The organism is Alteromonas sp. G4i35 (genome assembly GCF_054960375.1).
On sequence record NZ_JBHNZD010000028.1, the window covers coordinates 41,887 to 66,597 of the forward strand.

The 24,711-nt window shown below is 43.3% G+C and carries 24 protein-coding genes; 6 read left to right on the top strand and 18 right to left on the bottom strand.

The annotated features are described in order from the left end of the window. Positions 1 to 13: 13 nt before the first annotated feature. From ACFI6L_RS17140 to ACFI6L_RS17170, 7 genes are all read right to left on the bottom strand, one after another. Positions 14 to 844 carry a CheR family methyltransferase gene (locus tag ACFI6L_RS17140; protein WP_039234773.1) on the bottom strand — a complete coding sequence of 277 codons (831 nt, stop codon included), beginning with the start codon at positions 842 to 844 and terminating at the stop codon, positions 14 to 16. 3 nt (positions 845 to 847) lie between these two features. Continuing rightward, a complete protein-coding gene (locus ACFI6L_RS17145) occupies positions 848 to 3,328 on the bottom strand; it encodes a methyl-accepting chemotaxis protein (protein WP_462574483.1) in 2,481 nt (826 codons plus the stop codon). A 471-nt stretch (positions 3,329 to 3,799) separates the two neighbouring features. After that, a complete protein-coding gene (locus tag ACFI6L_RS17150) occupies positions 3,800 to 4,303 on the bottom strand; it encodes a chemotaxis protein CheW (protein ID WP_014947935.1) in 504 nt (167 codons plus the stop codon). Further along, a complete protein-coding gene (locus ACFI6L_RS17155; RefSeq protein WP_462574480.1) occupies positions 4,300 to 6,393 on the bottom strand; it encodes a chemotaxis protein CheW in 2,094 nt (697 codons plus the stop codon). The genes ACFI6L_RS17150 and ACFI6L_RS17155 overlap by 4 nt, the downstream gene beginning before the upstream one ends. 38 nt (positions 6,394 to 6,431) lie before the next feature. Next, positions 6,432 to 6,797 (bottom strand): response regulator, encoded by a 366-nt coding sequence (locus ACFI6L_RS17160; protein ID WP_039217245.1) that lies wholly within the window; start codon positions 6,795 to 6,797, stop codon positions 6,432 to 6,434. A gap of 57 nt (positions 6,798 to 6,854) precedes the next feature. Then, on the bottom strand, positions 6,855 to 8,015 hold the full coding sequence (locus ACFI6L_RS17165) for a methyl-accepting chemotaxis protein (protein ID WP_462574485.1): 1,161 nt from the start codon (positions 8,013 to 8,015) through the stop codon (positions 6,855 to 6,857). Positions 8,016 to 8,653: 638 nt separating this feature from the next. Continuing rightward, positions 8,654 to 8,809 carry a DUF2986 domain-containing protein gene (locus tag ACFI6L_RS17170; RefSeq protein WP_462574487.1) on the bottom strand — a complete coding sequence of 52 codons (156 nt, stop codon included), beginning with the start codon at positions 8,807 to 8,809 and terminating at the stop codon, positions 8,654 to 8,656. A 239-nt stretch (positions 8,810 to 9,048) separates the two neighbouring features. Here ACFI6L_RS17170 and ACFI6L_RS17175 point away from each other — a divergent pair, with 239 nt between their 5' ends. Further along, the gene (locus ACFI6L_RS17175) at positions 9,049 to 10,338 is read left to right on the top strand and encodes a tyrosine-type recombinase/integrase (protein ID WP_014978046.1); all 1,290 of its coding nucleotides are present in this window, start codon (positions 9,049 to 9,051) and stop codon (positions 10,336 to 10,338) included. 623 nt (positions 10,339 to 10,961) lie between these two features. Here the strand turns inward: ACFI6L_RS17175 and ACFI6L_RS17180 are convergent. Further along, complete coding sequence (locus ACFI6L_RS17180; RefSeq protein ID WP_044055684.1) at positions 10,962 to 11,357, bottom strand: ion channel; 396 nt, start codon at positions 11,355 to 11,357, stop codon at positions 10,962 to 10,964. Between the two features lie 121 nt (positions 11,358 to 11,478). Here ACFI6L_RS17180 and ACFI6L_RS17185 point away from each other — a divergent pair, with 121 nt between their 5' ends. The 5 genes from ACFI6L_RS17185 to ACFI6L_RS17205 all read left to right on the top strand — a co-directional run bounded on the left by ACFI6L_RS17185 (position 11,479) and on the right by ACFI6L_RS17205 (position 17,452). Further along, the gene (locus ACFI6L_RS17185) at positions 11,479 to 12,009 is read left to right on the top strand and encodes a DUF305 domain-containing protein (protein ID WP_012516919.1); all 531 of its coding nucleotides are present in this window, start codon (positions 11,479 to 11,481) and stop codon (positions 12,007 to 12,009) included. Beyond that, positions 12,002 to 12,733 (top strand): glutaredoxin, encoded by a 732-nt coding sequence (locus tag ACFI6L_RS17190; RefSeq protein WP_342289908.1) that lies wholly within the window; start codon positions 12,002 to 12,004, stop codon positions 12,731 to 12,733. The genes ACFI6L_RS17185 and ACFI6L_RS17190 overlap by 8 nt, the downstream gene beginning before the upstream one ends. A gap of 665 nt (positions 12,734 to 13,398) precedes the next feature. Next, complete coding sequence (locus ACFI6L_RS17195; protein ID WP_462574481.1) at positions 13,399 to 15,213, top strand: copper resistance system multicopper oxidase; 1,815 nt, start codon at positions 13,399 to 13,401, stop codon at positions 15,211 to 15,213. A 9-nt stretch (positions 15,214 to 15,222) separates the two neighbouring features. Next, a complete protein-coding gene (locus ACFI6L_RS17200) occupies positions 15,223 to 15,969 on the top strand; it encodes a copper resistance protein B (protein ID WP_014978041.1) in 747 nt (248 codons plus the stop codon). A 157-nt stretch (positions 15,970 to 16,126) separates the two neighbouring features. Then, entirely contained in the window at positions 16,127 to 17,452 is a 1,326-nt protein-coding gene (locus ACFI6L_RS17205) for an APC family permease (RefSeq protein ID WP_278413524.1), read from the top strand. 155 nt (positions 17,453 to 17,607) lie between these two features. Here ACFI6L_RS17205 and ACFI6L_RS17210 read toward each other — a convergent pair whose 3' ends face one another. From ACFI6L_RS17210 to ACFI6L_RS17255, 10 genes are all read right to left on the bottom strand, one after another. Continuing rightward, a complete protein-coding gene (locus ACFI6L_RS17210) occupies positions 17,608 to 17,763 on the bottom strand; it encodes a hypothetical protein (protein ID WP_020745207.1) in 156 nt (51 codons plus the stop codon). 101 nt (positions 17,764 to 17,864) lie between these two features. Further along, the gene (locus tag ACFI6L_RS17215; RefSeq protein WP_012516913.1) at positions 17,865 to 18,110 is read right to left on the bottom strand and encodes a DUF5676 family membrane protein; all 246 of its coding nucleotides are present in this window, start codon (positions 18,108 to 18,110) and stop codon (positions 17,865 to 17,867) included. A 99-nt stretch (positions 18,111 to 18,209) separates the two neighbouring features. Further along, on the bottom strand, positions 18,210 to 18,581 hold the full coding sequence (locus tag ACFI6L_RS17220; protein ID WP_012516912.1) for a hypothetical protein: 372 nt from the start codon (positions 18,579 to 18,581) through the stop codon (positions 18,210 to 18,212). A 17-nt stretch (positions 18,582 to 18,598) separates the two neighbouring features. Beyond that, a complete protein-coding gene (locus ACFI6L_RS17225; RefSeq protein WP_012516911.1) occupies positions 18,599 to 19,009 on the bottom strand; it encodes a hypothetical protein in 411 nt (136 codons plus the stop codon). After that, complete coding sequence (locus ACFI6L_RS17230) at positions 18,993 to 19,658, bottom strand: methyltransferase family protein (protein ID WP_239220317.1); 666 nt, start codon at positions 19,656 to 19,658, stop codon at positions 18,993 to 18,995. The genes ACFI6L_RS17225 and ACFI6L_RS17230 overlap by 17 nt, the downstream gene beginning before the upstream one ends. Continuing rightward, positions 19,651 to 19,989, bottom strand: coding sequence for a DUF2933 domain-containing protein (locus ACFI6L_RS17235; RefSeq protein ID WP_012516909.1), 339 nt, complete (start codon positions 19,987 to 19,989; stop codon positions 19,651 to 19,653). Before ACFI6L_RS17235 ends, ACFI6L_RS17230 begins: the two co-directional genes overlap by 8 nt. Before the next feature lie 8 nt (positions 19,990 to 19,997). Continuing rightward, entirely contained in the window at positions 19,998 to 20,351 is a 354-nt protein-coding gene (locus ACFI6L_RS17240; protein ID WP_012516908.1) for a cupredoxin domain-containing protein, read from the bottom strand. Between the two features lie 11 nt (positions 20,352 to 20,362). Further along, the gene (locus ACFI6L_RS17245) at positions 20,363 to 22,606 is read right to left on the bottom strand and encodes a heavy metal translocating P-type ATPase (RefSeq protein ID WP_239220318.1); all 2,244 of its coding nucleotides are present in this window, start codon (positions 22,604 to 22,606) and stop codon (positions 20,363 to 20,365) included. Positions 22,607 to 22,681: 75 nt separating this feature from the next. Beyond that, positions 22,682 to 23,116 (bottom strand): MerR family transcriptional regulator, encoded by a 435-nt coding sequence (locus ACFI6L_RS17250; protein WP_012516906.1) that lies wholly within the window; start codon positions 23,114 to 23,116, stop codon positions 22,682 to 22,684. Positions 23,117 to 23,910: 794 nt separating this feature from the next. Continuing rightward, the coding region (locus tag ACFI6L_RS17255) for a formyltransferase family protein (RefSeq protein ID WP_462574482.1) at positions 23,911 to 24,711 on the bottom strand (801 nt) is incomplete at its 5' end.

Genomic DNA, 24,711 nt, shown 5'->3' on the forward strand with positions numbered 1-24,711 from the left:
CTGCAAATTCCTTTTAAACGACTGGCCGATAAATGGTTTTCCCCATGGGAGCGACCAGTTCAGGATACATCGTGAAGTTCTCAGAGTGCCCTGCGACATACATCCCGTCATTGCACATCATTTTAACCATTCGCGCTAAAATTTTGCGCTGCGTGGGTCGATCGAAATAAATCATGACGTTACGGCAAAAAATCACGTCCACTGGCGCATCTACACACCAGTTTGGCGACATCAAATTTAGTGGTTCGAACTGCACCATTTTTCTCAGCTCATCCACTACTCTTACTCTTCCGGTTTGTGCGCCTTTTCCCCTATAGAAAAATTGCGTTTTATAATCGTAAGAGAGCTGGCTGATACTGTTTTGGGCATACACTCCTTCCCGAGCCTTTTGCAGTACTTTACTGTCGATATCAGTGGCAAGTATTTGTACATTGGGAGTAAAGGTGCCAAACACCGACGCTACTGTCATTGCAATACTATAAGGCTCTTCACCAGTGCTGCTTGCGGCACACCAAATACGCTTGGTTTGAGGTCGCTTTGTCAGGTAATTGGCGAGTGCGTCAAAGTGATGTGGCTCTCTGAAAAAAGCCGTGAGGTTAGTAGTGAGCGCATTAATGAAGTGTTCCATTTCATCTTTACAGCTTCCTACATACGCTAAGTACTCTTTGAAGCTGTGTATCTCTAGTGCACGCAGCCGCCTGGCAAGGCGGCTGTATACCATCGCATCTTTTGAATCAGCTAAGTTAATTCCGGCTTGTTTAAAAAGCAGGCTTTTAACCCGTTCAAAATCTCTTCGGCTATATGGAAATTCCCTTTGCGCATCCGTGCTTTGTAGAGCGGTCATACACTAAAACGCCTCCCAATCTGACGCATCTGGTGCCGCTGGGTTCAGCGCTTTCATTCGCTGCTTGGGCACTTCACGCTCTTTAGGTAATGCTTTGCTGCCGTTTAGCGACTGAATGTCAGCATTCTGAGTGGGCTTGCGACTACTTCCCACTTTGAACACAGACACCCGTTGGGCTAGTTCACCCGATTGCTGTCTCATACTGTCTGCAGCTGCTGCTGCCTGTTCAACTAACGCAGCATTTTGCTGAGTCATTTCGTCCATTTGAACCACCGCATTGCTCACTTCCTGTATTCCGGTGGCTTGCTCAGACGATGCCGCTGCAATTTCAGACATAATGTCGTTAACGCGTTTAATTGCAGTGACGATGTTGGCCATGGTTTCCCCAGACTTATTCACCAACACGTTGCCATCACCAATTTTATCGACCGACGCAGAAATTAGCGCCTTTATGTCTTTTGCCGCCTCGGCAGAGCGCTGCGCCAGCGTTCTCACCTCGGAGGCAACAACGGCAAACCCGCGACCTTGCTCGCCCGCTCTTGCAGCTTCAACTGCTGCGTTCAGTGCGAGTATGTTAGTTTGGAAAGCAATGCCATCAATAACGCCGATGATGTCAGATATACGCTGGGCAGAGTCGTTAATCTCACCCATGGTATGCACTACTTGTTCAATGACCTTTCCGCCCTCTGATGCTACTTCTGATGCCTGGCTTGCCAAGCATTTTGCTTGATCGGCATTCTCTGCGTTCAGCTTCACTGTGCCCGTTAACTCTTCCATGGCTGACGCTGTTTCTTCTAAGCTAGACGCTTGCTGCTCGGTACGACTAGACAAATCGGCGTTGCCGGTGGCGATTTCATTTGAAGCCGTATCGATGGTTTCCACAGCGGTGTGAATTTTCACTATGGTGTCGCGCAGTTCACCAATAAAGTGATTAATAGATTCGCCAAGCACCTTAAAGTCACCTTCTAATGGCTCTTCTATCGTTTTCAGTAAATCACCGTCTGTCAGACTTGCCATAATAGACTTAATACTTTCTACCGCTAAGGTTCTTCCTGTCACGTCCGTGGCATATTTCACTACTCTAAACGGCTTGCCGTTTTGGTCTAAAATAGGGTTGTAAGAGGCTTGGATATAAACTGGTTTTCCTGCTTTATTGAAACGCTTATATTCACCGCTTGCATAAACGCCTTGGCGCAGCTGCTCCCAGAATGCCGCGTATTCTGGACTGCTTTTAAAAGCAGGGTCTACAAAAATACTGTGGTGCTTTCCTTTTACTTCATCAAGGGTATAGCCCATAGCGGCTAAGAAATTGCTGTTCGCGTTTAAGATCACACCTTCTAGGTCAAACTCAATGACTGCCTGAGACTTACTAATCGCGTTCAACTGACCTTCAAAATAAGCGTTTTTCAACTTCTCTTCGGTAATGTTAGTCGCGTATTTGACCACCCTAAACGGGTTGCCATTCATGTCTTCTATAGGGTTGTAAGAAGCTTGGATCCAAACGGCTTTTCCTGCTTTGCTTATGCGCTTAAATTCTCCTGAGAAGAAATTACCCTCTTTAAGTTCAGACCAAAAGCGCTGGTACGACTCTGACTGTCTGGTTTCTTCATCCACAAATAGCTGGTGATGTTTACCTTTGATTTCGTCTAGTCGGTAGCCCATGGTGTTGAGGAAGTTGTCGTTAGCAGTAATGATAGTGCCGTCGACATCAAACTCGATCACAGCCTGAGATTTACTGATAGCGTTAATTTGTCCTTCGAAATACGCATTTTTTAACTTGTCTTGCGTTACATCGGTGGCAAATTTAACGACTTTAAATGGCTTACCCGAGCTGTCGAAAATGGGGTTGTACGATGCGCGGATCCATATTTCCCTGCCACCTTTTGCAATGCGTTTATACTCACCCTCACTGTGCTCTCCGGCTTTTAAGCTTTGCCAAAAAGCAGCATATTCAGCGCTTAACTTATAGCTTGGGTCGACAAACATACTGTGATGCTGCCCTTTAATTTCTGACAGGCTATAGCCCATTGCGGCGAGGAAATTTTCATTGGCATTTAAAATGTTCCCCTCAAGATCAAACTCGATCACGGCCTGTGATTTCTTAATGGCCGTAATCTGCCCTTCGTAGTCAGCATTTTTTTGTTTTTGCGCTGTAATATCAGAGGCAAACTTGATGATGTAATCTACGTCACCGTTGTCATCAAATACTGGGTTGTAGGTCGCTTGGATCCACACCTCTTCGCCTTGCTTGTTAATTCTGCAAAACTCACCGCTGTGTACGTCGCCGCTTTTTAGCTTTTTCCAAAACTGCTGGTACTCTTCGCTTTGAGCATAATCACTGTCGACAAAAATGCGATGATGCTTTCCCACCACTTCACTTTCGCTATAGCCCATTGCGGATAAAAAGTTATCGTTGGCCGACAAGATTTCTCCGTCTGTCGTAAACGATATCACCGCCTGGCTTCGCATAATGGCATCGACCATACCTTTATTGCGTTTATTTTCAGTGTTGTCCTGCCACTCGGTGACATAAAGCTGAGTGCCGTTCTCATCTATCTTTATTGTAGATGCACTTACACAAAAACCGTGCTCTGCAAGAGAAACGAGTTGCTTATCGCCCGAAGTATGGGTAAGTAAATAGGACAGGTTTTCTGAAGCGCTTGCCCCATTTGCAATGTCGTCTATGTGCTTTCCTGATAGTGAAGACTCGCCATCGTTGACAGTAAAGTCCTTAGAGTAGGCCTTTGTCATTCGCAGGAATGCGGGAGTGTGATAGTGAATAACCCCCGACTTGTCGATAACCAACAAGTTTGAGGCACTGGCCTTTAGAATATTCGACTTCAATAGCGAGTCGTGCTTCGCTATTTTTAACTCTTCGCCGTTCAGAAAATTAAATACGCCCATAACTAATATTTCCCAATCTCAGGTGTTTGTGTTTAGTGAAGGACCTTGTAACTACGCGTCGTCTTTTACGCTCTCAGGTGCGACTAAACCCAGCTCTTCGCTGGTTATTAAGCTTTCTATGTTCACCAGAATGACCATGTTTTCATCTACATCAGCTAAACCGTGTAGATACCTACTGTCAAAAGCTACGCCAAACTCTGGTGGCGGAAGTACTTGTTCTTCAGACAAGCGAATAACATCGGATACACCATCTACCACGATGCCAACAATACGCTCTTGAATATTCAGCATTATCACTATTGTGAAGTCGTTATATGTGGCCTCGCCTACGTTAAACTTAATGCGCAAGTCCACGATAGGAACGATGTCACCACGCAAATTAATCACGCCTTTTATGAAGGCTGGCGCATTCGCAATCTTAGTGACTTGTTCGTATCCTCTAATTTCTTTTACTGTGGTGATGTCCAAGGCGTAATGCTCATCGCCAAGCACAAAACTCAAGTATTCTTTGTCCTGTCCGCCGGTAACCGCTTGATGCAAGGCAGTTTCACTCATGAAAGTAACTCCTCTATTTGACTGGAGGTATACGTTGTAGCAATGGAGTCTGCATCGATAATAAGTGCGACTTTTCCGTCGCCCATAATGGTTGCCCCCGCTATTCCAGCCACCTTACGGTAATGCTCTTCTAAGCTTTTAATCACCACCTGCTGCTGACCGACGAGCGCATCAACCAAAACACCAAAGCGTTTTTTACTGCTTTCAAGCAACACCACAATGCCTTCTGTGGGAGAAAGCGCAGCATCCTCTACTTCCATGAAGTCGTAGAGGGGCACCAAAGGCCAGTATTGATCTCGTATATAGAGAACGGTGTCGTTGCCCAAGGTTTTCAGCTGCTGCTTAGTAGGCTGGAAAGATTCAATAATATTTAAAAGTGGGATCACGAAGATTTGCTTACCCACCGACACACACATGCCATCAACTATGGCTAACGTAAGCGGCAGGTGAATGAAAAACGCTGAACCTTCACCGGCACTAGACTCGATATCGATACGACCGCCAATCGATTCGATATTGCGGCGCACCACATCCATGCCTACCCCTCTTCCCGATACATCGGTAATGGCTTCGGCAGTTGAAAACCCAGGTTGGAATATAAGCTGCCATACTTCTGAATCAGGCATGTCATCAGATACGGTGAGCCCGCTACTTCGCGCTTTATCGATAATTTTGTCGCGGTGAAGACCACCGCCATCATCAATAATGCTGATAATAATGCTACCGCCTTTCTGCTCGGCACTTAGAATAACCGTGCCTTTTTCTGGCTTGCCAGCAGCGACGCGTTTGTCGGGCATTTCTATGCCGTGATCGATGCTGTTGCGAACGAGATGGGTAAGGGGGTCGACGATCTTTTCAATTAAACTTTTATCAATTTCCGTGCTGCCTCCCTGGAGCACCAGTTCTACCTGCTTACCTAACTTACCAGCCAAATCTCTTACTAAGCGCGGAAAACGATTAAAGGTTGCGGTTAGCGGGAGCATGCGCATAGACATCACTGATTCTTGAATTTCCCGGGTGTTGCGCTGCAGCTCATCAATAGCTAGCTGTAGCCGCTCGCCAACCTGCCCTTCAACGTCTTGCCCTATCATAGACAGCATTGACTGGGTGATAACCAGCTCTCCGACTAAGTTAACCATGGCATCAATTTTAGTGGTGTCTACACGAATAGAGGCCGATTCACGGGCGGTGCTTTTTTTCGCGGAAGGTTTTGTCGGCGTTTTGGCTTGTGTTGTCGTGGGGGCAACGCCACTTGTTGGCGCTTTATCATTGTTAGATGTTGTTGCTGTATTTAATTGAGTACTGGCGCTTTGCGCGTTATTACTACTCGCAATTTCTAGGGAAGTATTGATATTGGTAGCTGACGGTGCGTCTTCGAAAAAACCGAAACCCTGCTCTACTTCAGCTGTTTCGGCTTTAGTCGTTGCAGTTTGTGCGCCGACTGTATTATTCGATATTTCATCATCGAAGAAGCCAAAGCCGTCATCCTCATTATTCTCACTTTTAGTGTTGTCGCCGTGAGAGAGCGCTTCGTTAACTGGTTCGTCGTCGAAAAAGCCAAAACTGTCGTCAGCGGCTTCAATAGCACTATTAGGCTCATCGTCAAAGAAACCAAAGCTGTCGTCCTGAGCGCTTTCGTTTTGCGCATTCACGCTTACTTCTGAAGAGTCGTCACCATCGCCTGAGGCTGCGTCTGTAGATTGACCGTTGATTACGCCATTTAGAATTTTAATGCGCTCGGCAATACAGTCTTCTGGTACGGGGGTCTCATCCCGGTAGGCGTTAAGCGTGTCTTTTAAAACATCGAGAGTTTCTAAAAGCACATTTACAATGTCAGCGGTAACACTAAGCTCATTGTTGCGGGCTTTATCTAACAAGTTTTCCATCACATGCGTTAAATTCATCAACGCATCAAAACCGAAAATACCGCTGCCACCTTTAATCGAATGGGCAGCGCGAAAAATGCTATTTAGCTCTTCAGGATCAGGGGATTCAACATCTAAACTCATCAATAGCTGTTCCATATCGTCGAGATGCTCATCGCTCTCGTCGAAAAACACGCCATGAAACTGTTCTATATCGATGCTCATTCCGAATCCTTCCAGACTTAAGGTTTTAGTAGATTGGCTTAACCCAAGACGCGCTTGGTTACATCAAGAAGTTTATTTGGATCAAAGGGTTTTACCATCCAGCCAGTTGCCCCTGCAGCTTTACCTTTTGCTTTCATATCGTCGCCCGCCTCTGTGGTAAGCATCACGACTGGGGTTCTGCTATATGCGCCTAGGCTACGCAAATTTTTAATTAGGGTTAATCCATCCATGCGAGGCATGTTTTGGTCTGTCAGTACAAAGTTAAACTGCTGACTCTTACATTTATCGAGCGCATCTTGCCCGTCTTGGGCTGTGGTGACGGTATACCCTGCCCCCTTTAGGGTCATTTCTACCATTTGACGAATCGATACAGAATCGTCGACAACTAAAATGTGTTTGCTCATATGCTCACTTCTCCAATGTAAGTCATTACTGACGATGCTTCCTGTTCCTTTCTTAGCTTAGAACAATTCAACTTCTCCAGCGTCCATAGAAGTTGCAGACACCGGGTTGTGGTCATTTTTACCTTTCGCAGCGATCCCTTTTTGGTACTCGTTTAACGCTCTTACAAAGCTTTCGATACTGTTAGCATTCAATGTTGCCAACTGCTCTAAAATAAATTTGATCATATCTTGGGTATACTCGATGTGCTGGCCGTTAATATCACCAAATTGCATACCCCGAATGGCTGCGTTTATTGACTCGTCAAGCTGAGAACCAATCTCTTCAATTTGTTTTGTGGTAACAAGGTCCGCTTCTGCCTTACGAATGATTTCCGATAGCTGCTCACTAATGTGAGCTTTGGCATTTACCACTTGCGAAATATCTTGCGAGGCTACAAATTCTGCCGTATCTGTTAGTTTGTCTACTAAACTTCGGATATTCTCCACTTGGGTTTTAATTACGTCGCTAAATTGCGTTGAACGAGTTGATAGTGCTCGCACCTCGTCAGCCACAACGGCAAAACCACGGCCCGCTTCCCCCGCCCTTGCCGCCTCGATAGCAGCGTTTAACGCCAGCAAGTTAGTTTGCGCTGCAATGTCGTCAATGCCGCTAAGTGCCTCTATAACTGTGGGCATCGCCTGCTGAATAGTTTGCACCTGCTCCATAAGGTGCTTAGTTGACGAGGACATTTGCTCGGTTGAATCGATAAATTGGGTAAGGGTTCCGTCGGTTTCTTGCGCAAACGTACGCATGCGTTCTGAATATGATTGCGTTTGCGTGCTATCAACGCTCAATAACGCGTCAATACATTGTGTTTGCTGTGCTACCAGTGCCTTTAGACTGCTAAAAGCATTGGAAAGGGTTTCAACAGCGTCGTCTTGAGTAGATTTAATGGACGATAAATTGGTATCGCACGTGCTCAATGATTGGGAGAGCTCTTCGCTCGCTTTTTTGATGTCAGCGCTACCCTCTGATTCGTCCTGCGCCAGACTTTCATAATTGGGATAAATCTCGTCGACCTCATCCGAGCTTTGTGAATAGACAAATACGCTAAAGACAACCACGCCCGTAAGTACCGCAAGCGCTGTAAGCGCAGATACAAAAAAGAATAAAGTCCAAGAAGCAGCTATGCCAACTCCACAAAGTACATATATGCTCTTTAAAGCCCCTTGCTGCATCAAAGGTAAGTTATTAAATGACAAAAAAACTCTCCTTGAAAAAACACTGTGACTTGAAATCAACAGCACTCATTCATGCTTGTGCACGTTACTTTGTTTGAGAAATACATCGTGCGGCGCACTAATGACTCGTGCCGAAAGACGCCATTGGCTAGCACAAAGAAAACATAAAGTTGCTAGTCATAACAGGTATCAGCGTTATGTTTAGCCAGCTTTGTTCACATTAAGTAAGCGTAGTACCCATTTTGAAAAGTAGGCAAGAACATGCATAAGTTTTTTATTAAAAAAGCGTTTTAGCCGCTATTTGTGTCTAACATCCAAATAAATGCTGTTAGCAAAGTACCGAATTGACATGCACAAAGCATAAGCCGAAACCTCTAGGCTTGTTGCCCCGTGATGATGATTATGTGCGAGCGACGTTTTAGCGACCCTCTAAGCGCTTGATGTAAAACATGACTATGTAAACTTCTAAAAATGGCCAGCTTGATTACAAGCTGGCTATTTTGTGTTTTTGTGTTTTTGTGTTTTTGTGTTTTTGTGTTTTCGCAACTCGAAATTACACACCGCGGCTTGGCAGACCTAAATGCATCCATTGTTTTAGCTGGATAACTTCACCACCGAGTTTGATCGCCGTTTTATCAGTCGACTGGTTTAGTACTTTTTTCGGTCACTGACAATTCATCGAGCTCTTGTTCTGCTAGCTTTGCCCGTTCCGCTTTAGAAATATAGGTTGGCTTATTGCTTTTATGAAGTTTAGCTTTGGCTTTCTGAATAATGGTGCCTCGACCCGGGATTGCAACGCGCGGCGCAGCCGCAGGGGCACGTTAGCGTGTGCCTGTGTTTTCAACCACCGGGATCAAAAAAGCCCTCGCATTTCTGCAAGGGCTTGAATGATGGTGCCTCGACCCGGGTTCGAACCAGGGACACGCGGATTTTCAATACAAATCACCACTCTAAAGCATTGAAAATATGCGACTTTTAATTTCTTTGCAAATTCTTTGCAAAGAGAGCTCTTTTCTGTTTTACTGGCGCTATGGCAAAACAGACTGAAAGACACGACATAAACGACGAGCTGTATATCTTTAAACAAGATAACAGTGAGCGCTGGTATGCGCGATTTATACTAACCAATCACAAAAAATGGCTCTGTAAATCAACTAAGAAGAAAGATAAAGACGAAGCTATCGCCATGGCACATCGAATCTTCTTAGACCACCAAATTAGACACGAAAATAACACACTAGTCCAAAGTAAGCGATTCAAAGACGTAGCTGACCGCGTCATCGAAAAGCTTGAAGAGCAACTAGAACACGGGGGCGGTAAACGCACCTATAAAGACTATATTCGAGCGTTAGAAAACTACCACATCCCCTACTTTTCGCGTACGTTTATCACCTCAATTGACCAAGAAGAAATATCTAAGTTTGATGAGTGGCGTAAGGGACGAATGAAGAAGTCTCCAGCCTCCTCTACATTATTAACTCACAATGCTGCTCTTCAGCTCGTTTTTAAAGAAGCTATTGAGCAAAAATGGATGATCGCCGCTCAAGTACCTGTTCTTTCTTCGAAAGGTGGAACAGGCACACGTCGTGCGGCTTTTTCTGAAGAAGAGTATGATGTTATCCTCAACGAAATATATGAAGGTGAGCAAAACGCTCATAGTGAAAAGACCCGTCAAATTCGTGAGTTACTATACGATTACTGTGAAATAGCAGTTAATACCGGAATTAGGCCCGGCACGGAGATGGAACACCTAACTTGGAAAGATATCGAGATTAAAACTCAAGGTTCAAAAGCTCAATTTTTCATCAATGTCTCTAAGGGTAAAACAACAAAATATACGGGACCGCGTAAAGTAGTTTGCAAACGTGATGTGATAGGAGCCCTAACGAACCTACGAGAACGCTTTCCATTGCGCACACCCAATCAAAAGCTATTTTTGCTAGCAAGTGGCGAGCCCACAAGGCAATTAGGTAAGGCATTTGAGAAAGCTCTTCAAAGTTCCGGATTAAAAGAGTCACCCAGAGGACCTCGAACGCTGTACTCTCTCCGACACACTTACATTACGTGGCAGCTTCTCAACGGAACCAGCATAGACGTAATTACGCGTCAATGTGGAACCAGTACAGAAATGATCGAGCAGCATTACAGTCATGTAAAACCCGAGATGTTTGCAGATGCATTATCTGGAGTTACTTTTGATAAAGAAGAACCAAAAGCATTGTCTAAGAAAACCTTACATAGACGCGCAAAGACCGCAGAGCGCGATGAAAAACGCTTCAAGGAATGGGTAGAAGAATATAAAAGGCGTGGGTGTATTTAGTCCACCATATAGGAGATAAGGTTACTTTTTTGTCGTTTAACGGTGGCTTCTTCGGTTGCTTTTAAAAATAAAGAATAGTTATTGAAGATATGTAAATTTAATCAATGCGCTCTAAAACAAAACGAAAATCATAACTCAGTAAAAAATTCAATTACTAGTATTGATTCATAATCTTCGAAAGTCTGCAGGAAGAACCTCAAAACCCGCAAAAATGTCCGTAAGAGAAGTAAATAGCACAGCGCAGCTCGTATGTTCATCTGTTTGAACTCAAGCTGTAACTGCTTTTGGAAACTAGAGTTATCAGGGATGAAGGAATTACCGAAGTTGTGCGTATGCTCCTATAGTAATCCCAAATATATCTGCATAAGCGACTCGAATAAAAGCGCCAAGATCATAGCCCAGATTTAAATCAGTTTTGAGATAATAAAGTCAGCTTTCAACCGTGCTTTTGGTTCTGAAACGTTTGCTAAGCCATACCCTCAAACTTCTTTAAGAGAGAAGCAAAGAGTGCTCTATTGTTCGCTTTTTAGTATCTAAAAAGACAATAATTTGCGAAACATTGTTTCATTAAAAACTAGTCCTGACGGGTGAGGTTTACATCTTCTCAGGTTACAGTTTTTACATTACATATGCTTGAACACTTTCGATGCTGAACAGCTTATTAGTAGAAACCCTGTAGCCGATTCAACTCCTGCTATCATTCGTAGATGTCCGTCCGGCTCGATACTTCCAAGACCCAATGTAGTAATCGTAGTTAGTGAAAAGTAAAAAATATCCATGGAAGTGGCAGGTTGCTTAAAATCGCCGAGCTCGAAATAAAGTCCAATTTCATACGCCAGAGTAAAAATGACTGCTAGTAAAAGTTGGCTCGAAATGGCAATAACGACTACCGACAGTGTTTTTATCCAAGCTCCCTTCAATCTCTCGCTGATATTGTCCGCGACTACTGAAATATTAAAAAGATGCAGCCCTACGCAGATCAACAGTGCAGCTAAAACTATTAATATAGACAAAAACATAATATTTCCTTGTTGGTACAAAACTTGACTAGTTAAGATTGATTGGTTTGTAACCTCTCTCAAGCTTTCTTTTGTTAGAAAGATTTACAAATATTAACTATTTCTTAAGTAAGGATTACATATGAAATACTCTAAGTTCGCTGCAATGATAATAACTTCAACTGTAGCGATGTTTTTAATGATGTACTTAAATACCTACGCTATCTCGCATGTCTGGTTCAGTGAGACAAGGACTTATATGGCACTCTATATGGGGGCAGGCATGGCGATTATAATGTTAGCTTTCATGTTAGGTATGTATAGCAACAAGAAACTCAATACAGCCATTTTTATAATAGCGGCACTTACTTTCGCCTTGTGTATCTATCTTGTTCGTTCACAAAGTACCATTTCAGATACCGCTTACACGAAAGCAATGATTCCTCATCACTCTATAGCTATTTTGACTAGTGAGCGTTCTAACCTTGAAGACGTTCGCGTACGAGAATTAGCAAACGGCATTATTAAAGCTCAGCGAAAGGAAATAAAGGAGATGGAGTGGTTGATAGAGGATATAAATAAGAATGGCAAGGTAACAACTCAGGAACAGGCCGAACAGCGTCCAATTCCTCAATTTGAAGGTAAATTGAATAAAGGAAAGGAAAATGAGTAAGAAAGCTATCCTATATAGAATGGTTACTAAAGAGCACATTTGCCCTTACGGTTTAAGGTCAAAAGACTTACTAGAGCGAGAAGGCTATTCAGTAGAAGACAATCATCTTACTTCACGTAATGACACCGATGATTTCAAGCAAAAGCATGGTGTAGAAACGACGCCTCAAACCTTCATCGAAGAAAAGCGAATTGGTGGATATGATGAGCTTCGTAAATACTTCGGGAAAGGAGAAGCGGGGCAGAACGGAACTACTTATGCACCTGTTATTGCGATTTTTTCTGTGGCAGCTCTGCTATCGTTAGCATTCCAGTTCTTTGTTTCTGAAGACTTCATCTCTATAAGAACACTGGTTCTCTTTATTGCTTTCTCAATGACACTACTTGCAGTTCAAAAATTGAAGGATTTGTATAGTTTTACAAATTCGTTCATAACCTACGATTTGTTGGCAATGAGGTGGCTTCGATATGGTTACATCTACCCATTTCTTGAAGCCTACGCGGGGATAGGAATGGTAGCTCAACTGCCTGCCATAGCTGTTGCGCCATTTTCACTATTTATAGGAACCGTTGGGGCAATTTCTGTCTTTAAAGCAGTATATGTGGATAAACGGGAGCTCAAATGTGCTTGTGTCGGTGGGGACAGTAACGTGCCGTTAGGTTTTGTTTCACTATCAGAAAACATTTTTATGATAGCAGGCGCATTACTCATGTTATCTTTTTAGTTACAAGAGTTGCTTATCGACTAAACTTAATAAAAGTAACTCTATCAGCTTTTAAGATTGAAAAGACTGCTTGTTTAACTACATAGGAAGTTGTTTATCTTAGTTACAAGCAAATGTCATTGATTAAAGTGTCCTTAAGACTTATCTTTTCTAAGGGAATAACGTCGCGTAAAGGTTGAGAGCAAATACAAAGTTATGAGATCTATTATTTTCACACTATGCATTGGATATTTATTGGTACTGTTTACCGTGCCAGTTGATGCGTGTGAAATGAAAATGGATGAACATAGCTCATTAACTAAGGTTTCTCACAAATTCGCAGACGCTCATGAGGAGAAACGTAGCAGTTCACCTAGTTCTAAGCATCAAAGCGCTCACACTGATGGACACCCCTCGCATTCGGGTAAATCAGGTTGCTGCAATGATGGATGTATGTGTATAGCTACCAATTGCTACCACTTTGCAAGTCTTTTTTACGTTCCCATTCGTCAATTTGAAACAACGTTTGCTGAGCAGTATGACATTATCGCTCTAGCTGTTCCCCCCAAAATTTTCACTCCACCTTTCCGCCCACCGATAGCCTAAGGTACTGACTTAGTTAGTAATACTTTTTAAATGGATGAAATTCCTTCGTCCAGTTAGTATCAATTCAAAGGCTAAAAACTATGAAAAATTCTATCGACAACGGTCGCAGAAGATTTGTGCTCGCTGCCCTGACCTCAAGCGCTGCGGCTGCGTTAACCAACGTTAGTCCTCTATGGGCAGCACCTGTTGGTCGCCATTTTAAAGATCAAGTTTTGACAGGTGATATTAAAAATCTCAATGTGTCAAAAGCGCAATTGCCAATAGGCTCAAATATGGGCTCACCTATAACGATCAACGGTCAAATGCCGGGCCCGTTGATTAGATTGAAAGAAGGACAGCGAGCGCACCTCAATGTAACTAACCACCTTAACCAAGATACTTCAATACACTGGCACGGGATTATTTTACCACCAGATATGGATGGCGTTCCGGGAGTTTCCTTTGCCGGAATAAAACCTGGCGAAACATTTAAATATGCATTCGATGTCGAGCAAAACGGCACCTACTGGTACCACAGTCATTCAGGCCTCCAGGAACAGTTGGGCCATTTAGGACCTCTTGTGATCGACCCCGCAGATGGGGACATTGGGGCTGATAGGGAACATACAATTATTTTAAGCGATTGGACGTTTTCAGACCCCCATGACGTTATGCGAAAACTGAAGGTAGCGGAAGGTTATTACAATTATCAAAAGCGAACTATTTTCGACACGTTAGAAGACGTAAAGAAAAAAGGGCTTGCCGATACATGGGAAGAGCGTGCCATGTGGGGTGCAATGCGTATGAGCCCTCGCGATATAGCTGACGTTACAGGCAGTACATATACATACTTAATGAATGGCCGGACACCACAAGATAATTGGCAAGCCCTGTTTAAAGTAGGCGAGAAAATCCGGTTGAGGATCATAAATGGTTCTGCGATGACTTATTTCGACTTTCGCATCCCAGGGCTTGAAATGACGGTTGTAGCTGCAGATGGTCAGCCTGTTAAACCAGTAAATGTGGATGAATTTCGAATTGCAGTAGCGGAAACTTATGACGTAATCGTTCAGCCAAAAGAGCGAAAAGCTTATACCTTTTTTGCGGAAAGTTTTGATAGAAGTGGATATGCGCGTGGCACCCTAACCCCGTCAATTGGCCTTACTGCAGAGGTTCCCCCACAGCGAGTTATCACAGAGCGTGGCATGGCGGCGATGGGGATGGACATGTCTGGTATGAAAGGCATGAATATGGATAAGTCCAAGGTCGACAGCTCGGGCATGGCTGCTCCAAAAGGTGAAATGAAAGGAATGGGGCAGCATAGCGCCCATACAATGCATGGCACCCAAATGGAAGGAGAAATGACCCCCTCCAAAAAGCTCCCAGTAGAAAGCATAGACATTGTCCACAGCGAAGACGGGCACGGCGCTGGTGCAGCGATGATTGCTAAAAATCCAAGCTCTAGGTTGGATGAACCTGGGATCGGTTTGGAAGACAGCCCACATCGTGTCCTTGTTTATACAGATTTAGTCGGTGAAAGTCCTTGGCCTGACGATAGAGAGCCGGAACGTCAAATTGAGCTTCACTTAACGGGCAATATGGAAAGGTACATGTGGTCGTTCGATGGCAAAAAGTTTAGTGAAGTAGACGGATATGTACGTTTCAATTATGGCGAGAGACTACGTCTGATCTTGGTTAATGACACTATGATGGATCACCCTATTCATTTACATGGTATGTGGATGGAACTTGAAAACGGCCAATATCCAAGACCTCGTAAACACACGATCAGCCTCAAGCCTGGAGAGAAGGTCTCGTTACAAATCAGCGCAGATGCCCCCGGTGAGTGGGCGTTTCATTGTCACCTGCTATACCACATGGAAGCAGGTATGTTTCGTGTTGTACAGGTCGCATAGGAGATTAAAATGAAACAGATATTAATAGCAGGCCTAATAACATTAACTTTGAGCGTTGACAATGCTTTGGCTCAATCAAGAGATGACTGGCCATCTCCTATTCCTAATGAATATTTTGGCCAAGTTCTATTTGACCGGCTTGAATATACTCGCACTGATGAGCAGCAAAATATAGCGGTCTGGGACATGCAGGCGTGGTATGGCGGAGATTACCATCGTCTTGTTTTTAAAAGCGAAGGCGAAAATACACAAAACGATGGAATGCCTACTGATCTGGAACGAGCAGAACTGTTGTACGGTTATCTCGTTTCTTCTTTTTGGTCTATACAATTTGGTGTGGGCACAAAGGGAGAGCTGTCATCCGATGCGGATATGGAAAACTATGCGGTGGTCAGTTATCAAGGTCTAGCGCCTTACTGGTTTGAAATGGAAAATTCACTGCGTATTAACGAAGACGGTGACATGCAGTTCATCAATGAAACCGAATATGACTGGCAACTAAGTCAAGTTTCCTATCTGCAACCGCGACTGGAAGTTGTTGCCAACCTCACCGATTCTGAAAAGTATGACCGTCAAAGCGGGTTGAGTAATATTCGTATTGGTTTGCGATATCGGCATGAAATAGTGAGGGAGGTAGCACCTTATGTCGGTGTTTATTACAGCAAAGCTTTGGGAAATACAGCTGATGCATTAAAGGCTGAAGGCAAGTCAACCAGTGAAACTGGTGTAGTGTTAGGTGCAAGGATTTGGTTTTAAACGCCCTACGCTAAAAATGAAATAACTGGTATGCCATTGCCAGTTATTTCTTTCTACACGTCTTCGAATTTGTTTTGTAATGGGCCTGTGTCCTTATATTTGCTGCAGGTTGCTTTTGTTGTTACTCAGGCTCACATGACATAAAGGAGTAACCAATATGAATGAACACGAGCATTCAAACAGGAAAGATTCGTTAAGCCTCTGGGGCGCGGTATCGATGGGAACTGGTGTAATGATAGGTGCTGGTATATTTGCTTTAACCGGGCAAATAGCGGAGCTGGCAGGCACATGGTTTCCTTTTGCGTTTTTAGTTGCAGCGATAATTGCAGGGTTTAGCTCATACAGTTACGTCAAAATGGCACAGAAATACCCCTCTGCAGGTGGTATCGCCATGTTTCTGAAAAAAGCCTATGGTAGAGGTCTGTTGACCGGTGCCTGTGCATTGCTGATGTTTTTTTCCATGGTTATCAATGAAAGTTTGGTAGCCCGCACTTTTGGCACTTATGTCCTACAATTGTTTGACTCTCAGGGCGCTGAGTGGCTTATACCAGCGCTTGGCGTGAGTCTTCTTATTGTGGCATTCATTGTTAATATTTTGAGTAATCAATTCATACAGACCCTCTCATTTATTATGGCTTTTATCAAAATAGCAGGACTTGCAGTTTTGGCAATTGGTGGGCTGTGGGCAACCGGTTTGTCGTTTGAGAGCGTTTCAGCTCAACCGCAAGATACCAGCGCAACCGGTTTTCTCGGAGCCGTGGCACTTGGTATTTTGGGATACAAAGGATTCACTACAATCACAAACAGCGGAGGCGAGCTCAAACAACCAGAAAAAAATGTAGGAAGGGCCATAGTCATTTCTATATCCATTTGTGTGGTACTTTATGTTTTTGTCGCAGTTGCAGTTGGAGCAAATTTATCAATTGGCGAAATAATACAGGCAAAAGATTATTCGCTTGCTGAAGCATCTCGACCCGCATTCGGCCAGTATGGTGCTTGGTTTACTATAGCTTTCGCGATTATTGCCACGTCTTCCGGTGTCGTTGCCAGCATCTTCGCTGTTTCAAGAATGCTATCGATGCTTACATCAATGCAACTTGTGCCTCACCGTCATTTTTCATTACCGGGAGATATAAGAAGACATTCCTTAATTTATACGTTAGTCATCGCAATATTTCTTACCATATTCTTCGATTTGAGCCGCATAGCCTCCATCGGTGTAGTTTTTTATATCGTAATGGATATCTTCATCCACTGGGGAGTGTTCAAGCATTTACGAGATGATGTGCAAGCTAAAGCTTGGGTACTAGTCAGTGCAATTATTCTCGATATCATTGTTCTTCTATCTTTTATGTGGGTGAAAGCAAAATCAGATATCTTCATTGTTGGGATTTCTGTGGCTGGACTTCTTATCGTATTCGCGGCTGAGAAATGGTTTCTAAAGCTCCATGCGTATGATGATGATGATAAAAATTATAACTGATGCAAATCATTGAAGCTGTTCATGAACTACATCGACGGAGTAAGACAATATTCAGCGTAGGCAGAGTAGCAGCCTAAAAGGTAAGCGCAGTTGTTATGAATAGGAAAGGAATTAACCGGCATTAGCGTGCCGGTTATTTTTACTCGTGGCACACTTTAACCGCTTTTTTGCTGCTTCAGTGTATCCATTATTTCAGCAAACTCCTGTCCTTTTGACTCAGGTGGCTGGCTACAACCCTGCTTCTCTGTATTGGTTTGACTGGGTAGTTGCATGGCTTGCTGTAAGGCTAATTCTGAATTATTGGTTATCATAATATCTCACCGTTAGTTTAAATTTATGTGGCAGTAGATATCAGCAAATATCGTACCTGTGCTAAAAGGACAAATACTGACTATTTATTTAGCCCTCACTACTACAGTTGCCTATTGTAAATACTGGCAATAAGCCAACCCAGTACACCTGCGAACAAAGCCCATAAAGCTCCGCCTATCACTACACCCAATAAAGGCACGTTCCATATCATCCCTTGCCAGTCTGAAAACATTATATTACCAGCCATGGGTGACATCATGTCGGGCATTGTAATAATGAACAAAGAACTAACAACTAACAACACTCTCGAAGCTGAACGATGCGGCGCACGCGAACGCAAATACATTTTCTCGAATTTTCATCTTACGCCTCCTTAAAGCCAGCATCATAATGTAACGACATCGCTCAGCATTGTTGTTGAGTGAGAACGTAGAGCACATTAAGGTTATGTACGCTTCCTGTGAGCGCCCTGCGGCAAGTGGTGGCAACTCCACGGTTTGTGCGTCGCATTGTCTTTTATATTTTGATCTACAAACTGGTAATAACCTTCTTTTGTGTGTGTCCACCAGTCATTGTGAAGATCTGCGCCGTGTTTTCGAATGATCGCTTCAATACCGTCTAAATCGATATGTGTCGCATCATATGCCAGGTGAATAGCCCCTTCTTTGATGTTGTAGCTCACCTCATCAATGCCAAAGAGCTTGTCAATCTCTTCAATTAGGGGCTCGCAATTTGCCTCATAGACATTGCTGAGCCGTAAATTCCGAACGACTAAATTTGCTTCTCTGACACCGACTCTGTGGTCTAAATCACTCATATCTTTCTCCTCGGGTGTTAATTTGAATGTTTCTGAGATTCGGGTGAATGGCTTCCATCCATTTTCGACATCATTACTTCCATCATCTTAAGATGCCTTTCTGCCATATCAACTTGGTTTTGCATGGGTTGCCCTTCCATTTTTTCGTGCATTATATGCATCATTCCCATCATGGATTGCATGTGTTTTTTCATCATTTCACGCTGCTTGCTGGGATTCTTTTCTTCTTTGATAGCGTTAACTTCTTCCTTCATCGACTTTATTTTTGCATTCATCATATGCATATCTTGGCCACGCATAGGCATTCCCGTTTGAATCTCTGGCTTGTCTGAGCCCTTATGCTCATGCTCTTCCATTTGTTGAGCTTGCGATGTTGCAGCCATTACTAATGTGGTTGAAAAAATGATTGATTTAGTGAATTTTTTCATGGTTTTCACCTTTTAATTTAAAGTTGAGGTTTGGGATCCAGCCAGGTGTCGTGTTGATATAGCTCACATACTCATCGCCAAATTCAGCAATAGCCAGAGCTTCTTCACGCTTTGCCAGTTTCACATACACAACAACTAAAACTGGAAACATGACCAGTGTGGGAATGGTCGGCCATTGCAACAAAAAACCGAACATGATCAGTATGAAGGCTAAATATTGAGGGTGGCGACACCGCGCATACCATCCAGTCTTAGCTAAGTGATGGTTCTTCTGAGCGTGGTGCAGCACATTCCATGCTGAGGACAAGATAAAGAATCCTGCAACAATAAATACCATACTGGCGATATGAAATAGGTCCCAGTGGGCGTCGCCTTTAAAACCAAAGAAAGTATGCAACAGATGTCCGTTTTCGTGCGCAAAAAAGTTTACTTCCGGATAGGTTTCAGCAAGCCATCCTGACAAGAAATAAATAGTCAGTGGGAAGCCATACATTTCGGTAAACAGGGCTACAATAAACGCAGAAAATACCCCCAAACTTCGCCAGTCGGTGGAAGATTTTGGCTTTACAAAACTGAATGCAAAAAAGATAAAAATAGCTGAGTTCAGTATCACCATTGACCATAAGCCATAATCATATGTATCATTCATCTTGGTTGTCCTTTTTAAGTGACTCCTTTCGGCCTTCCTCCAACCCCTGAATGTATCCATCACGATAAGCCGCGTTGTTATCACTCAATTCCTGAAAACTTTTCTGCTTATTGTCACTGTCGCGAGAATGTTCGTGGGCGTGTCCGTGTTTACCGTGGCTACTGTGCATGAATATATGCATGAATGGGCACAGCAATAAAATCAAATAGGGAAGAAACTGAAGGACATGATGACCATGTTCGAAAATTAAAAAATAAGTAACGGCAGCGATCATCGCTAATGCTGCCCACCCTGTAGGTGTTGACCAAAATCTGGGGTGACTGTTTTTCATGACTCCTCCTATACCACCGTAAGAACACCGCGATACATCTGCATCTGGCAGTGAAAAGTATGTTCGCCCTGTGGGACGTTTTCGAGGTGAATTGGTGTTACCTCATTAAGCGTTAGCTGCTCACTGATATCTAATGAAGGAATTAGCAGTACTTCGGAACAGGGAGACTCATCTTTGCGCAAAAACTTCAACGTAACAGATTGGTTTGCGTTTACCTGAATAGACGCTGGTGAGTACACGCCATTTTTTACTTCTATGAGTATTTCGTTACTTTCAGTAACTGTCTGATCAGGCTTGTATAACCAAAACCACCAAATAATCAGTGCAATACCCGTAAGTCCTACAATATTAATTATCATCATAAGAAAACTCCTTAGTGGTCCTTTGCCTTGAATAGGCGAAGCCGGTTCGCATTTGATACCACTGTTAACGAAGAAAATGCCATGGCGGCTCCGGCGATAACTGGGCTTAGCAATACTCCGAAAAATGGATAGAGCACGCCCGCCGCAAAAGGTATACCTGCTACGTTGTAGATAAAGGCTCCAAACAAGTTTTGCTTAATGTTGCGCAAGGTGGCTTTACTAACCGCTATAGCATCGGCCAGACCATGCAACGAGCCGCGCATCAGGGTGATATCGGCGCTTTCAATGGCAACGTCCGTTCCTGTACCAATGGCAAAGCCAACATCAGCCAAGGCAAGAGCCGGAGCATCGTTAATTCCATCACCAGTCATACCCACTACTTCTCTCTGCTGCTGTAATTCATGTACTTTGTTGGCCTTATCTTCGGGCAATACTTCAGCAAAAAACTCGCTTATTGCCGCTTTCTTTGCCACTGCAGCAGCAGTTTCTTTGTTGTCCCCCGTTAACATGATGACCCGGATATCATTAGCCTGAAGACGCTTGATGGCAGAAACAGAGTCAGGTTTTATCGGGTCGGCAACCGCTATGATGGCAGCAAGTTGTCCATCTACAGCGAAATACATGGGAGTTTTGGCGTCTTTGGCCAGTGTTTGTGCTTTCTCTGAATAATTACCTATGCCCACCCCTTTTGAAGCCATAAGCTTGCTGTTACCAAACAATAAGGCCTTTCCTTCACAACGGCCTTCAACCCCCATACCGGTAATCGCATTAAACTCTTCGGTTTTCAGCAGCTCAATGCCCTGGTCGTGGGCACTTTCTACTATCGCCATTGCTAATGGGTGCTCTGAACCATTTTCCAGACTAGCTGCCAATTGCAGCACTGTCTTTTCATCACTGAAATTGGCTAAAATTATGTCAGTGACCTTGGGTGTACCTTCCGTAATCGTTCCGGTTTTATCCAGTATCATCACACTGATTTTTGATGCCGTTTGTAGCGCTTCGCCGTTGCGAATTAGCACGCCGGCTTCAGCAGCCTTTCCAACCCCCACCATAACTGACATCGGCGTGGCTAGGCCCAATGCACATGGACAAGCAATGATCAATACAGTGGTGGCCGAAACTATGGCAAATGCCAGTGCGGGCTCAGGCCCAAAGTTCAGCCATGCTAGCGCACTGAGCACAGATATAATCATGACCACAGGAACAAAGTAAGCGGATATCACGTCGGCCAAGCGCCCAATAGGCGGCTTTGAATTTTGTGCGCGTTTAACCATTGCAATGATTTGCGCCAGTGCCGTGTCTTTACCTACTCGAGTTGCTTTAAATAGAAACATTCCTGACTTGTTGAGAGTTCCAGCAACGACTTCATCGTCATGTGATTTTTCAACTGGCATCGGTTCCCCGGTTAGCATGGACTCGTCGATTGACGTATGGCCTTCAACAACCACACCATCAACAGGCACTTTTTCTCCAGGCCTGACTTTGATGACATCGTTAAAAAGCACTTGCTCGATAGCGACCTGGACCTCTTTATTGTCGCGAATAACCGTGGCTGTTTTCGCTTGTAATCCAATTAAACGTTTGATTGCTTCTGAGGTTTTTCCGCGGGCTTTTAGTTCTAAGGCAAGCCCCAGATCAATTAGACCAATGATCATAGCTGTAGCTTCAAAATAAACGTGCCTTGCCATTAACGGCACTGCTTCAGGTACCAACACTACCAACATCGAATAGAACCATGCTGTGCCTGTACCAAGTGCAATGAGTGTATCCATATTGGCAGAATGATTTTTAAAGCTCTTCCACGCACCGATGTAAAAATGCCGGCCGGAAAAGAACATTACACCCAGCGTCAGTAGGCCAACTGCTAGCCACAACAACCTTTCGACATTAGTCTCGACCGTCATTTCGTCGACAACAATGCTATAAGTCATTAGAGGGATACCTAGCGAAAGCGCAATGAAAGTATCTCGCATCAGCTTTTTGTAATAGGTCCTATCCGCTGCTTCTTTTTCATCGACTACATCAGTGTCAGGCTTATCTTCGAAAGGCTTTGCGTTGTAACCAACGGACTCTACTGCTTGAACCAATAATTGAGAATCCGCTGTACCCGTTACAAGTACTGTTCTGTCTGCAAAGTTCATTTCGGCATTCTGCACTCCCGGCGTCTGCTTCAAGGCAGCTTCTATTTTTCCAACGCAACTGGCACATCCGGCGCCTTCTATCACTAATTGTCGCTGTGTTACTTCTGCACTCATAGTGCTCTCCTTTTTTCCTATTTTTAGAAGACTTGTTTTTTGACGGACAACGATTTTTCTGAAGAAACACCTGCATTAAGTTCTGTCATTTATGTTTTCCTCCAGGACGGTGTGTTCAAACTCTTCTATTAAATGACAGACCACGTGTGAGGATGGGGCTTTGTCACCCATTGCTCCCCATTTCCTTACTGCCAGCATCATATTTTGCCTGAGTAACAACATTGCCTTAAATTGTCTTTCTGTTTCTGCTAGCCTTCTTGCAATTAAGGTTCTAACTAGGGGACAAGCGGTCTTTCCATTATCTGCTTCTCTGAGAATTTGCTTGATATCTTCAACTGAAAAACCTAAATGCCTTGCACTTAATATAAACCGCAACCTGGAAGCATCTTTCGTTGAATAGAATTTATAACCATTGTCAGATTTTGCCGGCGTTATTAACTGCAAGCGCGTGTAATAGCGAACAGTATCTGGCGTTGTAGCCAAGGCGCTTGCGATCTCTCTTACTTTCATAGTTGTTCCGATGTCTTTAACCTAAAATTTTACTTATACCTAAAGGCTAAACCTGTGTGTGGGACGCGAGTCAATAGGCATGTAACTCGTGAAACTTTCGGTTCTAAGATGTAATGCGTTTGTAAGTGAGGCGGATAATACTTGCTGTTCGTTTACTGATAGCAAACAGTGTCTTAATGTATATTAATTAAGCAGTTGATCGTCTAAGACATTCTTTGATTGCAATTGATTAGTAAAGAAAACTTAGAGAAAAGCCTCACTGAGTTTATGTGTAGCTCTTAATCGGAGGGTGGAAGGGAGGAGAGTGTATACCAATTAAAGGGGTAATATTTATATCTGAAAATGAGCTTTGCTTAATGTTTTCACTTATCAGAATTTCAATATTTGAAAGTATACAAAATTGGGTTAAAGAAGTTGCACAGTAAGCACCTATACAGCACGCGCATATCGATTGATCATTTCCTTCGCAGTGCTGTACATCCTGGTTCTTTTCTGAATGAAGTGTGTGATTATTTAAAGTAGTATGTTCTACGCTTGATAAGGAATCATTTGAGGACATATGAGATTCTGATGTGTCGTGACCATCACATTTAATTGGGTTCGTCATAGCAAAGCCGTGCTGTGAAAGCAGCGCAGCTATTAGTACTAATTTAAACCACTTATAAATGCCTGACACAATAAACTCCATCAGTGAGTAAGGGAATAGTAGCGGTATTCCGTTATTCTTACTTTGACGTAGATCAACACAACACAAAAAAGTGCTTAGGACCTTTAAACATTAAAGCCGTAATCAACTAGTTTAGTACTCTTGATTCATATAGCCTTAAACTACGCTTAGAAAGTACAACATAGCCATCATTTATAGCAATGCTTTTAATCAGTGCATCCTCAAAGATTATGCTACCGCACGTGAAATCGTGACTGAAAGTTGTGACTTCGACATCATTTGCGATATATAACGCGTTATCTAACGAAATAAGAATCCCAAAGTGCCCATACTGTCGAAGGGCATGACTAAATTGAGCGGTGTTTTGATCCCAATTTACAAACCTTCTTTTTACTGGAGGTAGACTTTGGAATGACGCTAGCTTTTCCAATTGAGGTGTGGCGTTATTATAAAGCTCATTAAAGTTATTAAGTAATTCTTCTAACAGAGTTTCTGCGAGTAACTGAGACTTGACCATCAATGATGAAATCGTTTCATTGTTTTCGACCTCAAATTTCTCTTGGATTAGGATGCTACCTGCATCAAGTTTCTCAGTGAGTTTATGAATGCTAACACCCGCGTTCTCAGGGTTGTCGATAATGTAGGTGAGTGGGGTTGGGCCTCTACTTTTGGGTAGTAAAGATGGGTGGATATTAATCGCATATTTTATTTCGTTTGTGGGTACTTTGTATCCGTAATCGGCTACAACAAAGACTGTCTGTTCGTCATTTAAATATCCTTTAAGAGTCACGATACTTGGTTTTTCAGTGGAATAAACAATATTGTATTTACGACAAATTCGTTTGATGAAGCTCGCATTTTCCTGAACATCGTTTATAAAAACGCGTTCAATGTTCAATCTATTTTTAATTAGAAGTAACAAACAATT